A 12,206-nucleotide genomic window follows, 5' to 3' on the forward strand; every position below is an offset into this window, starting at 1 on the left:
GTAAACGCAACGCTATCAAGGCAGGATGCTGAGCATGCAGGCAGGAAAGCACTACCCCCATCAGGAGCACGTGGCCTCCTATTACGCGGCCACCCGCAACGACAATCAGCAGTGGCCTGAGCTCAGTGGCGAACTGAATGCCGAGGTCTGCATCATTGGCGGCGGTTTCACCGGTCTCAACACCGCCATCAATCTGGCCGAAGCCGGCTACAAGGTGGTGTTGCTGGAGGCCAACCGCATCGGCTGGGGCGCCTCCGGGCGCAACGGTGGTCAGCTCATTCGCGGTATCGGTCACGACACCAGTCAGTTCGCCCGCTGGATTGGTGAAGAGGGCGTGCGCGAGCTGGATCTGATGGGGCTGGAGGCGGTCGAGCTGGTACGCGAGCGGATCGAGCGCTTCAACATCGACTGCGACCTGCGCTGGGGCTACTGCGATCTCGCCACCCGTCAGCGCCATCTGGCCGGGTTTGCAGAGGAGGCGGCGCACCTGGCGAGCCTCGGCTACCGGCATGAGGTGAAGCTGGTGGCACGGGAGGATATTCACAGTGTGGTGGGCTCGGATCGCTACATCGGCGGCATGATCGACATGGGCTCCGGCCATCTGCACCCTCTCAACCTGGCGCTGGGTGAGGCGCGCGCGGCGGCCAGCCTGGGTGTGGCCCTGTTTGAGCAGTCCAGAGTGGTGCACATCGACTATGGCGATCGGCTGCAGGTCACCACCGCCCACGGCCGGGTCAGCGCCGACTACCTGGTGATCGGCTGCAACGCCTATCTCAACGACCTCAACTCCGAGCTGGGGGGTAAGGTGCTGCCGGCGGGCTCCTACATCCTCGCCACCGAGGTGCTGGAGAAGCGGCTGCGCCAGCGCCTGCTGCCGCAGAACATGGCGGTGTGCGATCAGAACGTGGCGCTCGACTACTACCGTCTCTCCGCCGACGGTCGGCTGCTGTTTGGCGGTGCCTGCAACTATTCGGGCCGGGATCCTCGCGACATCAAGGCCTTCATGCTGCCCAAGCTGCTGCGGGTGTTTCCCGAGCTGGCGGATACCGCCATCGAATTCCAGTGGGGCGGCATGATAGGCATCGGGGCCAACCGGCTGCCCCAGATCGGCCGCTTGCCGGAGCAGCCCAATGTCTTCTATGCTCAGGCCTATTCCGGCCACGGTCTCAATGCCACCCACATGGCGGGCAAGCTGGTGGCGGAGGCGATCAAGGGGGAGAGCCGGGGTTTCGATCTGTTTGGCAGCGTGCCCCACATGACCTTCCCCGGCGGCCCGGCGCTGCGCTCGCCCCTGCTGGCGCTCGGCATGCTCTGGTACCGCTTCAAGGATCTGTTCTAAGGGAGGCTGAATCTGGTGCGCCACGGCGTGGTGGTTGGCCGGATTGATACTGCTATTTAGCTGGAGCTGTCCAACAATCAGCGTCCGCCCATCCCGTGTACTGAACGGGGCTGCGCGCCGGCTAGCGAGGGGGATAGGGCGGATACCCAGGCCTGAGTCAGCCTGGGTATTCTGGCCGGTTGCGTGTCAGTGGGCGGGCTCGGCCAGACGCCAGCCCTGCTCGGTTTTCATCATCCACACTTCGGCCTGCTGCGGCAGCACTTGGCCTGCCTCGAACTCGCCGTATTTGCGTTCCAGCTCCATCAGCCCCATCTCCTGCTGGAAGGGGCCGACCCTGTCATAGACCAGATCCTCGTCGTGCAGCACCTGCAGCTGTTCCATCCCCTGCTTGAAGTGGAGCTGGTAGCTCACCTTGACCAGATAGACTCCTTCCATGCGCTCTTCCTTGTCCAGGATGGCAAAGTCACTGATCTCGAACAGATTGGCGTCGGTGTCTGCCTGCAGTTTGGCGGTGACCTGGGTCCGGATTGCCTCTTCACCTGGACCTGCGTAACAGCCATACAGCCAGAGGGCTAGCAGGGGGATGAACCACTTTTTCATCAAAACTCCGGACGAACGAGACGGGAAAGCGCAAATATTGCCACGCTGTCGATCATATACAAGGGATTGCCGGAAAAATGGCGGTCAAACCGGAGGCCCGCACGGTTGCACGGGCCACCCGGCCTCAGCGCAGCTTGTCCAGCTGGCCGAGAAATTCGGCAGGCCCCATAAAGCCGGTGACCCGCTGGCCACCCACCTCGTTGCCGGCGCGGTCGAAGAAGATCAGGGTCGGCAGCCCCAGCACGTTGAGGCCGTTGAGCAGTTCCACATCGGCATCGTCGTTGGCGGTGACGTCCGCCTGCAGCAGCACCATCTGGCCGAACCGCTCGCGCACGGCGGGGTCGCTGAAGGTCTTGTGTTCGAACTCCTTGCAGGCCACGCACCAGTCGGCATAGAGATCGAGCAGCACCGGCTTGCCGCGGGCGGCGGCCAGCTGGGTCTTGAGATCGTCCAGCGTCTTGATGCGAATGAAGGCTGGTGCCTCGGCCTGAGCGGCTGCGCTGGCACCCTGGGGTGGCAACAGCAGATCCTTGCCCACCACCACGGCGCTGATCATGGCCAGCAGCAGCACGAAGCCGCGCAGGCTGCGACCCACCGAATGGCCCTGATGCTGGTTGTGATGATAGAGGTAGCCGCACAGCAGCAGCCCCCAGCCGAGCCAGGCCAGAGTGGTGACCTGATCGCTCCACAGCCTCGAGAGCAGCAGGATGGGTACCGCCAGCAGTGCAAACCCGAACAGCTGCTTGATCACGTCCATCCAGGCGCCCGCCTTGGGCAGCAGCTTGCCACCCGAGGTGCCGAGCAGCAGCAGTGGCAGCCCCATGCCGAGCGACAGGGCATAGAGAGCCGCGCCGCCGAGCCAGAGATCGCCGCTCTGGGCCACGTAGATCAGCGCTCCCGAGAGCGGCGCCGTGGTGCAAGGGGAGCAGACCAGGCCGGAGATCATCCCCATGATGCCTACCCCGAGCACGGAGCCGCCCTGCTGGCGGTTGGAGAGGCCGGACAGCCGGGTCTGCAGGCTGCTCGGCAGTTGCAGGGTGTAGAGCCCGAACATGGAGAGGGCCAGCAGCACGAACATCACCGAGAGGCCGATCAGCACGTAGGGATGCTGCAGCGCGGCCTGGAATTTCAAGCCTGCCGAGGCCACCACCAGCCCGAGCAGAGTGTAGGTGACCGCCATCCCCTGCACGTAGACGAAGGAGAGCAGGAAGGCGCGGCGGGTGGAGAGGTGATGGCCGGCCCCGGCGATGATCCCGGTCAGGATGGGATACATGGGGAAGACGCAGGGGGTGAAGGCGAGGCCGAGCCCGAGTGCGAAAAAGGCGGCGACGCTGAGCCAGAAGCCCTGGCTGCCGAGGGCAGCCGCCAGCTGATCCTGCTGGCTGCTGGCCGGTGTGGGCTGGTCAGGTTGCTCGCTCTGCTGGGCGGTGAGCGGCTGGATGCTGATCAGCTTGTCGGTGGGGGGATAGCAGAGGCCGTCGGTACAGCCCTGATAACTGATCTTGAGGCTGGCCTGCTGGCCGGCCTCGGTCAGGGTGACGGGGATCTGCACCTCCCGGTAATAGACCTGGGTCTTGCCGAAGAAGTCATCTTCATGCTCGCTGCCGGCGGGCAGCACCGGCTCCTCGAAGGCGAGGTTTTCCCCCTTGAAGCGGAAGCTGTGGCGATAGAGGTAGTAGTCGTCGGCGATGCGCAGGCGCAGCAGCAGCCGATTGCCCTGCTGTTCGCTCTCGAGGACGAACGCCTCGTCCACTTTCAAAAATTTGGGCTGGGCGCTGGCCTCGATGCCGAGGGCGCTCAGCAGATCCGTGCTGCTGGCGCGGGCCGGCAGTGAGCCCAGGCCGGCCAGCAGGGCACAGAGCAACAACAGGGGAAAGAGCAGGCGAGACGGTGTCATGAGGTTTCCTGTTTTATCCAGTCGAGATAGGGCTGATGGCCCTGGCTTGTGGGCAGCGCCAGGATCTCCGGCACCTCATAGGGGTGATGAGCAAGAATGCACTGGCGCAGCGGCTCGAACAGGGCTGCGTGCGACTTGATGATGAGCTGGATCTCCGTGGCCCGTTCGATCTGGCCCTGCCAGCGATAGACGGAGGTGAGGCCGGGCAGCTGGTTGATGCAGGCCGCCAGCCGCTGGTTCAGCAGTTGTGCGCAGATGAGGTCGGCACTGGCCTCATCCGGGCAGGTGCAAAGCACCAGAATGGTGTCGGTCATGGTGAAATATCTCGTCCGATCGGGGCGGCTCGGCGCCCGTAAACCAGTGGCTACTATACCTAGCGACGGGTCAAATAGCATCTGGCGCACTTTGCGGCTGCGACATGAAAATAAGTGGGGGGCATGAGATAGACGCTGTCAGAGCGACAAGGCAGAATGAGCGGGCTTGTTCCCATTCGACGTAAGGAAATGTATGACCCAACAGAATGAGCAGCAGAGAAATCGCATGTTGAGCCTGTTGCGCGAAGGTGAGCGCCGTATGTTGGTGCAACTGGCCGGTCTGCTGCGTACCAGTGCCGATGAAATCAATGCCGAGCTGGAAAAAGAGGAGTTGCTGGATACCCTCGAGCAACCGGTCACGGTGGAGTATCTCAACGGCGTGGTGCAGCACCATCTGTTCGAGCGCCTGCACAAGGGTGACATGGTCGCGGCCCAGCGACTGCTGACCCAGTACCAGAGCGACATCGAGGCCATGCTGACGCAGGAGTCGGCCGAGGCAGAGACCCCGACCGAAGAGCTGAAGGCACAAGCCTGAACGCCGCGGCAGGCCCGCCGGGCTTGTCCTCCCCCAGCACCATCATGCCCCTTGCATGATGGTGCCTCGTTTTTCCTGCCGTTTTTTGCCGTCGTTCAACCCAGTGCGTTCTGCTGCCACTGGCCCGGGATCGGGTACACCTTGTCATAGCTCCAGTTGTAGATGAAGGCGTAGACCAGATAGAAGGTCACGAAGCCGATGTTGAGCGCCAGCGCCGCCAGCAGGGCGAGATCCAGCCACCAGGCGATGACCGGCAGGGTCAGCGCCATGAAGCCCCCTTCAAAGCCAAACGCATGGACTACGCGCTGCCACAAGGTCTTGTGCGGGTGACCCTGGTACTTGAGCAGCAGCTTGTCGAAGCCGATGTTGTAGACATAGTTCCAGACGGTGGCCAGCACCGAGAACAGGATGGCCAGCGGCCCCATGTGGCTGAGCTCGATACCTGTGACCCAGCTGGCCAGGGGGGCGGCGATGAGCAGACCTATCACTTCAAAGCCGATGGCATGGCGGATACGGTCGTTGCGGGTACGCATAAATTCCTCTCTTTAAACAGGTATGTTGACTGACTGGTTGGCAATCTATCCCTATTTGTTGATAGTTTCACGTTGGTATACATCGCTAAAATAGATAGATGACCGCATTTGCAGGAGCAGGACGATGAATCCATCGCTGGAACAACTCAGGGTATTGCTGGCCGCCGCACAGGCGGGCTCCTTTTCGGCGGCGGCGCGCCAGTTAGGCAAGGCGCAGTCGGTGGTCAGCACCGCCATCGCCAATCTGGAGATAGATCTGGGGCTCGAGCTGTTCGATCGCAGCGGCCGCTATCCGGTGCTGACCGAGGCGGGCGTGCGCATCAGCCAGGAGGCCGGCATTTTGCTGGCCCAGAGCGAGCGCTTGCAGGCCATCGCCGGCGAGCTGGCCACCGGTGTCGAGTCGCGCCTGACCCTGGCCATCGACGATGACTCCCACCTGCCCTGGCTCGGCTCCGTGCTGGAGGGGTTCGCCACCCGCTATCCAACGGTGGAGCTGGAGCTGTTGTTTCCGTTGATGGAGGATCTCACCGAGATGCTGACCAGCGGCCGCGCCCAGCTCGGCATCAGCTATCAGAAGGAGCACCCGCAGCGGGAGATCGTCGCCCGCTCGCTGGGGGGGGTGCCCATGCCGCTGGTGGTCTCCCCCGAGCATCCGCTGGCCCACAAGGCGCCGCTGCGGGAGAGCGATCTGCAGGGGGCGCGCCAGTTGATGGTGACAGGGCGACGGGAAGGAACGGAGCGTCATCGCTTTCGCCTGTCGGCGCAGGTGTGGTGGGTCGAGGGGGATCTGGGAGTACTCGAGCTGGTCAAGTTGGGGCTGGGCTGGGCGGCGGTGCCTGATTTTCTGCTGCACCGGCCGCTGGCCCGGGGCGAGGTGGTGGTGCTCAAGCCGGACTTCATTACCCAGCCGGAGCTGGCACTGGAGCTGCAGTGGCATCGCGCCCGCCCGCTCGGGCAGGCGGGGCGCTGGCTCAAGGAGGCCCTGCTGGCGCGGGCGCGCTAGCAGGGCTCTTCGCTTACTCGGTCAGCTGATAGGGGAGGGGCTGCAGGCTCAGGCTTGAGCCTTCCTCTTGCTTGAGCCGGAAACGGGCGTCGGCTTCGATGTCCTTGGGCAGCACGGCGGTGAGCCACAGCTCGCCATCCTGCTGCCAGGCGTTGAGCACCATGCCGCTACGGCGCCAGTTGTCACCGAGCTGGATCTCCAGGGTGTCGCCGCTGGCAACCGGCGTTGCGGCAGTGCCGCTCAGCACGAACAGGGCGCGGTTGTTGGCGCCACGATACTTGGCGCGGGCCACCGTCTCCTGCCCCATGTAGCAGCCCTTGGTGAAGCTGATACCGTCCAACGCCTGCAGGTTGAGCATCTGGGGGATGTACTCACCCTGATGCACGGCTTCCAGATGGGGGATGCCGGCCTTGATCTCCAGTCCCCACCAGAGCGACTCGGGGCTGCTGGGCAGGGTCAGCGCCAGCGGCTGTTCGCTGACCAGCAGCCAGCGGTCGGCCTCGACCCGCACCGCCATGCCACCCTCGATGAGGCCGCTCTCCTGCAGGCCGAATTGCCCTGCGATCCAGCCATCGGTCCCCTGACCGGCCACGCCGACCGCCTGGCCGTGATTTTCGCTGATCTCGACCTTGGCAAAGATCGCGAACTTCTTGAGCTCGGGCAGCTGGCGGGCCAGCACCGACGGCTTGGTCAGCATCAGCAGGCGATCGCTCAGGCAGAGCAGGCGAAAATCGCTCCACAGCTTGCCCTTGGGATCACAGTGGCCACCCAGGGTGTGCTGGCCTGGCTGCAGGGCGTTGACGTCACAGGTGACCTGACCCTGCAGGTATTTGGCGCGATCCTGGCCGCTCAGGCTGGTGATGGCCAGATCGGTCAGAGGGAACAGGGTTGGCTCGGCGGGAAGGGTTGGCAGGCTCACGATGGCATTCCAGAGACAGAAAGTATGTGACCTGCATGGTAAAGACGTAAGGAATGTTTGTCAGCCGGAAAATCCAGCTGTTACCATCGCCGGGTCTTTGTAAGGAGAGTTCCATGTTGAGCCCAATTGAAAAATCCCGCCTGAAGTGGGCCTGCCGCCGTGGCATGCTCGAGCTGGATGTGATCTTTATGCCTTTCTTCGAACACGAGTTCGACGGTCTGAGCGAGGCGGAGCAGCAAACCTTCATCCGCCTGCTGGAGTGCGAGGATCCGGAGCTGTTCCGCTGGAGCATGGGCCACGGCGTGCCGGAAGACCCCGCCTTCGCCGCCATGATCCCGCTGATCCTGGAACGCAATCAGGCCCGCCACGATCGCCAGCGTTGATCCATCCGTACGGGTGTCGATGCCCGTCACCGTCTCCAGACAGCAGCGTCTGCTGCTGTTGTCGCTGTTTCTGCTGATCCTGTGGCCGCTGGCCGCCCTGATCCACGGCTGGCAGTGGGCCCTGTTGCTGCCCTGCTGGGGTCTGGGGTTGTGGCGCGCCTGGCTCGACACGAGCCGGATGACCGGCGTGCTGGAGTGGGACGGTCAGTGGCTCAGCTGGCAGGGCAACCGTTATCAGCTGGGGGCGGGCAGCCGCATTTGGCCCGGGGTACTCTGGCTGCAACTGGTGGCGGCGGAGCGTCCCGCCATCCGGCTCTGGCTGTTCAGCGATGCGCTGGCGCCAGCTCATTACCGTACGCTGGCCCGCGCCATCCACTGCTCCCAGCCGACCCGCTAGTCTCTCTTCCCCATAAAACAGATGACCCCGCCGGAGCGAGGTCATCTGGGGGAGGCGGATCGATTAATCCCTATCCATCGTCAGCAATGCTGGTTCATGGCGGGCAGGATCAATCCTTGTCCGGCGTCAGCACGGTCGGCTTGGAGTCCGGCTGCATGTCCGGGTAGTCCGGGTCGCAGCAGTGCAGGCCGTGTGACTCTCAGGCTCATTGCGAAGCGAAAGGGTTAGTCTCGTTCCGGCGTCAGCACGGTCGGCTTGGAGTCCGGTTGCATGTCCGGGTAGTCCAGGTTGTAGTGCAGGCCGCGCGATTCCTTGCGCTGCAGGGCGCAGTTGACGATGAGTTCGGCCACCTGCAGCAGGTTGCGCAGCTCCAGCAGGTTGTTGGAGACCCGGAAGTGGGCGTAGTACTCCTGCACCTCCTGCTTGAGCAGGTCGATGCGGCGCTTGGCCCGGGCCAGGCGTTTGTTGGTACGCACTATCCCCACGTAGTCCCACATCATCAGGCGCAGCTCATGCCAGTTGTGCTGGATCACCACCAGTTCGTCCGAATCTTCCACCTTGCTCTCGTCCCACACCGGCAGACGGGGCGGCTCCACGCTCATCGGCAGCTTGGCCAGAATGTCGGCCCCCGCCTGATGGGCATAGACCACGCATTCGAGCAGGGAGTTGGAGGCCATCCGGTTGGCACCGTGCAGCCCGGTGTAGGTCACCTCGCCGATGGCGTAGAGGCCGGGGATGTCGGTCTGGCCGTTGTTGTCGATCATCACGCCGCCACAGGTGTAGTGGGCGGCAGGGACGATGGGCATCGCCTCCTTGGTGATGTCGATGCCGACCGCGAGGCAGCGTTCATGAATGGTCGGGAAGTGCTTGATGATGAAGTCGGCCGGCTTGTGGCTGATGTCCAGATACATGCAGTCGGCGCCGAGCCGCTTCATCTCGTGGTCGATGGCGCGGGCGACTATGTCCCGTGGTGCCAGCTCGGCCCGCTCGTCAAACTCCGGCATGAAGCGGCTGCCGTCGGGACGGCGCAGGTAGGCCCCTTCGCCGCGCAGGGCTTCGGTCAGCAGGAAGTTGGGGTCATCGGGGTGGAACAGGCTGGTGGGGTGGAACTGGTTGAACTCCAGGTTCGCCACCCGGCAGCCGGCGCGCCACGCCATGGCGATGCCATCACCGGAGCTGACGTCCGGGTTGGAGGTGTACTGGTACACCTTGGAGGCGCCGCCGGTGGCCAGTGCCACGAAGCGGGCACGGATCACTTCGACCTGCTCGGCGTTGCGGTTCCAGACATAGGCGCCCAGCACCCGGTTGCCCGGCAGACCCAGCTTGCGGGTGGTGATGAGATCGACCGCGTTGAAGCGTTCCATCAGCTGGATGTTGGGGTGAGCGCGCACCTGATCGATCAGGGTGAGCTGCACCGCCTTGCCGGTGGCATCCGCCGCGTGGAAGATGCGGCGATGGCTGTGGCCCCCTTCGCGGGTCAGGTGATAGTGGGATTCGCCCTCGGCGTCCTCCTCCTGATCGAAGGGGACCCCCTGCTGGATCAGCCACTGGATGGATTCGCGGGCGTTGCGGGCGGTGAACTCCACCACGGTCGGGTCACACAACCCGGCCCCGGCGTTGAGCGTGTCGCTCACGTGGGATTCGATGCTGTCGGTCTCGTCGAACACGGCAGCGATGCCTCCTTGCGCATAGAAAGTGGCCCCTTCACTGATGGGCCCCTTGCTCAGAACCAGGACTTTGGCCTGGTCTGCCAATCGCAACGCGAGAGACAAACCGGCGGCACCGCTGCCAATGATCAGTACGTCGCAAAGGTATTCAACACTTGCTTTCATAAGTATCATTGGCCTGGATTAAGAACTGGCACCATGGTAGCCCAAGCGAGGGTGGTGATGCAGCCTGCGTCACATTTTTTTCAATGCAAGCGAACTTTCCCTGATTCCTCCTGTCTGAACTTGTGCGCTTAGGAAGGGCCGGAAAAGAAAAACGATAACCTGATGGGGGTTTTACGGCTCTGATGAGCGACCAGAATCTACTGGACGAACAGCTGGTTGAACGGGTCCAGCGTGGCGATAAAAATGCATTCAACCTGTTGGTAAAAAAATACCAGCACAAGGTGGTCAACCTGGTGGCCAGGTATGTCAACAACCCGGGCGATGTACCGGATGTGGCGCAGGAGGCATTCATCAAGGCCTACCGTGCGCTGCCGACATTCCGTGGCGAGAGCGCGTTTTACACCTGGTTGTACCGGATTGCCGTGAACACGGCCAAAAATTATCTGACCTCTCAAGGGCGCAGGCCGCCCAGCAGTGACGTAGAGGCGGAAGAGGCAGAATACTATGGCGGTGGCGAAGCCTTGCAAGAGGTGGCTACCCCGGAAAACCTGACGCTGACCGACGAGATCAAGCGCACCGTGTTTTCTGCCATAGAAGCTTTGCCGGAAGACTTGAGGACAGCTATCACCCTTCGCGAACTGGAAGGGCTGAGCTACGAAGAGATTGCCGAAATCATGGATTGTCCGGTGGGTACGGTGAGATCCCGAATCTTCCGGGCGAGGGAAGCAATCGATAAAAAGCTGCAACCTCTGATCGAGAATTAACTGGGGAAAGACAGGTTAACTTATGGCAACTAAAGAGCAACTCTCGGCCCTGATGGACGGTGACTTGAGCGATGTTGAGGTTCTGAACGAGCTGGGAACGGATCCGGCTCTGCAAGACACCTGGTCTCGTTACCACCTGATTGGTGATGCCATGCGGGGGGACCTGCCGGTCAATCTGCAACTGGATCTGAGCGACAGCATCATGGCTGCGCTGGAAGATGAACCCACTATCCTGGCGCCCAAGCCGGTGGAGAGCAAACCTGCCGCACCGCAGCCGGGTACCGCCAAGGTCGTGCCGTTTCTGCGCCGTGCCGGCCAGCAGGTGGGACAATACGCCATCGCCGCCTCGGTCGCTGCCGCCGTCATCTTCGGGGTACAGCAGTATCAGGGGCAGGATGGGTTGCCGACCAACCCGGTACTCAACACTATCCCCGTTGGTGGCAGTGCTTCACCGGTGAGTGTGCACTACCCGCAGGATGGCAACCGGGCCACTGCCCGTCAGCAAGGGCTGAGCGAGCAGCAGATGCAGGAGCAGCGCGAGCGCATCAATGCTTTCCTGCGTGACCACCAGTTGCAACAGCGTCTGCTGCAAGACAAGCAGATTCAGGAATAACGGATTTAGGGATCAGAACGTGCGCCAGTCCAGCCGTATTTTGCTGGCCTCTCTCCTGCTGATCAGTGCCAAGGCCTCGGCCGACGACAAGTCGGCCGAGGCCTTGTTGCAGCAGATGCAGAGTGCCGTCTCGCAACAGAATTTTGAATTATCCATGGTCAAGGCCCGGCAGGGGCGCCTCGAACCCATCCGCTTCAGCCACGGCGTGATCGATGGCAAGGAGGTGGCTCACCTCAGCTATCTCGATGGCAAGACCATCGAGTATCTGCAGCGCCAGGATGAGTACACCTTCTTCGAAAATACCCACGAACCTTACACCCTCAAGGGTGCCCGCTTCCCTGGTGTGTGGGCGAGCCTGGTCAGGATGCCGTTGCCACGGGTGCTGGAGAGCTATGACCCCGTGCTGGCCGGTCGCAGCCGGGCGGCCGGGTTGGTGGCTCAGGTCGTGCGACTGGTGCCCAAAGAGGCCGACAAGTACGGCTTCGTGCTCTGGATCGACGAGCAGAGCCACCTGCTGGTGCGGGTGGACATGGTGGATCGGGAAGGCAATCTGGTGGAACAGGTGCTGGGGGTGGATCTGGACAGGCTGCCTGCCCCGGCGCCCTGGCTGGTGAAGCTGGCTGGCAGCAAGCTGCCTCAGGCACTGGCACTGGAAGACGCCTACCCGGCGCCACAGCAGCAGCTGAACTGGCACCTGACCTGGTTGCCGGAGGGGTTCAAGGTGCTCTCGCGGGATCGGCATCAGCTGGTGACCACCAGCCTGCCGGTGGATTACATGATGCTCTCCGACGGGCTGGTGGATCTCTCGGTCTACGTTGCCCGGGTCGACCCCAAGCAGGCGGTGCGCCAGCAGTTGATCCGCCAGGGGGCTACTTCGCTGGTGAGCTATGTCAATGACGTGGGGGTCGAGATCACCGTGGTGGGGGAAGTGCCGGCAGACACCGCCAAACGCATCGCCGAGTCGGTGCAACCGCTGGCCCGCAACGAGACCGTCCAGTAGCTGCCGATGCACTGTTGCTTGCCCAATCCAGACAGTCATGTTCAGATTGGGTCAATCTCTGTCTAGTTAATGTGGAA

Annotated in this window: 14 protein-coding genes; 8 read left to right on the plus strand and 6 right to left on the minus strand. The window is 62.8% G+C overall.

Annotation, left to right across the window (positions count from 1 at the left end):
- Positions 1-34 precede the first annotated feature (34 nt).
- The gene (locus PG900_RS19155) at positions 35-1,339 is read left to right on the plus strand and encodes an NAD(P)/FAD-dependent oxidoreductase (protein WP_270832062.1); all 1,305 of its coding nucleotides are present in this window, start codon (positions 35-37) and stop codon (positions 1,337-1,339) included.
- A 186-nt stretch (positions 1,340-1,525) separates the two neighbouring features.
- On the opposite strand, the gene PG900_RS19160 is transcribed toward PG900_RS19155, so the two are convergent.
- The 3 genes from PG900_RS19160 to cutA all read right to left on the minus strand — a co-directional run bounded on the left by PG900_RS19160 (position 1,526) and on the right by cutA (position 4,150).
- The gene (locus tag PG900_RS19160) at positions 1,526-1,939 is read right to left on the minus strand and encodes a hypothetical protein (RefSeq protein ID WP_024946158.1); all 414 of its coding nucleotides are present in this window, start codon (positions 1,937-1,939) and stop codon (positions 1,526-1,528) included.
- Between the two features lie 124 nt (positions 1,940-2,063).
- Complete coding sequence (locus PG900_RS19165; RefSeq protein ID WP_039214663.1) at positions 2,064-3,836, minus strand: protein-disulfide reductase DsbD; 1,773 nt, start codon at positions 3,834-3,836, stop codon at positions 2,064-2,066.
- Positions 3,833-4,150, minus strand: a complete 318-nt coding sequence (cutA, locus tag PG900_RS19170) for a divalent-cation tolerance protein CutA (protein ID WP_039214661.1) — start codon at positions 4,148-4,150, stop codon at positions 3,833-3,835. The genes PG900_RS19165 and cutA overlap by 4 nt, the downstream gene beginning before the upstream one ends.
- Positions 4,151-4,343: 193 nt before the next feature.
- On the opposite strand from cutA, the gene PG900_RS19175 reads away from it, so the two are divergent.
- Positions 4,344-4,685: a hypothetical protein gene (locus tag PG900_RS19175; protein ID WP_029302400.1), complete on the plus strand. Its 342-nt coding sequence runs from the start codon at positions 4,344-4,346 to the stop codon at positions 4,683-4,685.
- 95 nt (positions 4,686-4,780) lie between these two features.
- Here the strand turns inward: PG900_RS19175 and PG900_RS19180 are convergent, their stop codons facing one another.
- Complete coding sequence (locus PG900_RS19180) at positions 4,781-5,218, minus strand: PACE efflux transporter (RefSeq protein WP_011704738.1); 438 nt, start codon at positions 5,216-5,218, stop codon at positions 4,781-4,783.
- A 124-nt stretch (positions 5,219-5,342) separates the two neighbouring features.
- On the opposite strand from PG900_RS19180, the gene PG900_RS19185 reads away from it, so the two are divergent.
- Positions 5,343-6,221 (plus strand): LysR family transcriptional regulator, encoded by an 879-nt coding sequence (locus PG900_RS19185; protein WP_011704739.1) that lies wholly within the window; start codon positions 5,343-5,345, stop codon positions 6,219-6,221.
- A 13-nt stretch (positions 6,222-6,234) separates the two neighbouring features.
- On the opposite strand, the gene ygfZ is transcribed toward PG900_RS19185, so the two are convergent.
- Positions 6,235-7,140 carry a tRNA-modifying protein YgfZ gene (ygfZ, locus tag PG900_RS19190; protein ID WP_270801996.1) on the minus strand — a complete coding sequence of 302 codons (906 nt, stop codon included), beginning with the start codon at positions 7,138-7,140 and terminating at the stop codon, positions 6,235-6,237.
- Between the two features lie 113 nt (positions 7,141-7,253).
- On the opposite strand from ygfZ, the gene PG900_RS19195 reads away from it, so the two are divergent.
- Entirely contained in the window at positions 7,254-7,523 is a 270-nt protein-coding gene (locus PG900_RS19195; protein ID WP_011704741.1) for an FAD assembly factor SdhE, read from the plus strand.
- A 19-nt stretch (positions 7,524-7,542) separates the two neighbouring features.
- Positions 7,543-7,920 carry a protein YgfX gene (locus tag PG900_RS19200; RefSeq protein WP_270801998.1) on the plus strand — a complete coding sequence of 126 codons (378 nt, stop codon included), beginning with the start codon at positions 7,543-7,545 and terminating at the stop codon, positions 7,918-7,920.
- 224 nt (positions 7,921-8,144) lie between these two features.
- Here the strand turns inward: PG900_RS19200 and nadB are convergent, their stop codons facing one another.
- Positions 8,145-9,752 (minus strand): L-aspartate oxidase, encoded by a 1,608-nt coding sequence (nadB, locus tag PG900_RS19205; protein ID WP_270802001.1) that lies wholly within the window; start codon positions 9,750-9,752, stop codon positions 8,145-8,147.
- A gap of 182 nt (positions 9,753-9,934) precedes the next feature.
- Between nadB and rpoE the strand changes: the two genes are divergently transcribed.
- From rpoE to PG900_RS19220, 3 genes are read left to right on the plus strand one after another with little or no spacing between them, the layout of a single operon-like run.
- A complete protein-coding gene (rpoE, locus tag PG900_RS19210) occupies positions 9,935-10,516 on the plus strand; it encodes an RNA polymerase sigma factor RpoE (RefSeq protein WP_005309371.1) in 582 nt (193 codons plus the stop codon).
- A 22-nt stretch (positions 10,517-10,538) separates the two neighbouring features.
- On the plus strand, positions 10,539-11,129 hold the full coding sequence (locus PG900_RS19215) for an RseA family anti-sigma factor (RefSeq protein WP_011704744.1): 591 nt from the start codon (positions 10,539-10,541) through the stop codon (positions 11,127-11,129).
- A 19-nt stretch (positions 11,130-11,148) separates the two neighbouring features.
- Positions 11,149-12,129 (plus strand): MucB/RseB C-terminal domain-containing protein, encoded by a 981-nt coding sequence (locus tag PG900_RS19220; RefSeq protein WP_016349517.1) that lies wholly within the window; start codon positions 11,149-11,151, stop codon positions 12,127-12,129.
- Positions 12,130-12,206 lie beyond the last annotated feature (77 nt).

It is taken from the genome of Aeromonas sp. QDB03, from assembly GCF_027707985.1.
GTDB lineage: Bacteria > Pseudomonadota > Gammaproteobacteria > Enterobacterales > Aeromonadaceae > Aeromonas > Aeromonas hydrophila.

Coding starts and splice junctions, on each gene's coding strand:
- nadB (WP_270802001.1), bottom strand. CDS start 9,752: ATGAAAGCAAGTGTTGAATACCTTTGCGACGTACTGATCATTGGCAGC.
- PG900_RS19165 (WP_039214663.1), bottom strand. CDS start 3,836: ATGACACCGTCTCGCCTGCTCTTTCCCCTGTTGTTGCTCTGTGCCCTG.
- PG900_RS19185 (WP_011704739.1), top strand. CDS start 5,343: ATGAATCCATCGCTGGAACAACTCAGGGTATTGCTGGCCGCCGCACAG.
- rpoE (WP_005309371.1), top strand. CDS start 9,935: ATGAGCGACCAGAATCTACTGGACGAACAGCTGGTTGAACGGGTCCAG.
- PG900_RS19175 (WP_029302400.1), top strand. CDS start 4,344: ATGACCCAACAGAATGAGCAGCAGAGAAATCGCATGTTGAGCCTGTTG.
- cutA (WP_039214661.1), bottom strand. CDS start 4,150: ATGACCGACACCATTCTGGTGCTTTGCACCTGCCCGGATGAGGCCAGT.
- PG900_RS19215 (WP_011704744.1), top strand. CDS start 10,539: ATGGCAACTAAAGAGCAACTCTCGGCCCTGATGGACGGTGACTTGAGC.
- PG900_RS19195 (WP_011704741.1), top strand. CDS start 7,254: ATGTTGAGCCCAATTGAAAAATCCCGCCTGAAGTGGGCCTGCCGCCGT.
- PG900_RS19160 (WP_024946158.1), bottom strand. CDS start 1,939: ATGAAAAAGTGGTTCATCCCCCTGCTAGCCCTCTGGCTGTATGGCTGT.
- PG900_RS19155 (WP_270832062.1), top strand. CDS start 35: ATGCAGGCAGGAAAGCACTACCCCCATCAGGAGCACGTGGCCTCCTAT.
- PG900_RS19200 (WP_270801998.1), top strand. CDS start 7,543: ATGCCCGTCACCGTCTCCAGACAGCAGCGTCTGCTGCTGTTGTCGCTG.
- PG900_RS19180 (WP_011704738.1), bottom strand. CDS start 5,218: ATGCGTACCCGCAACGACCGTATCCGCCATGCCATCGGCTTTGAAGTG.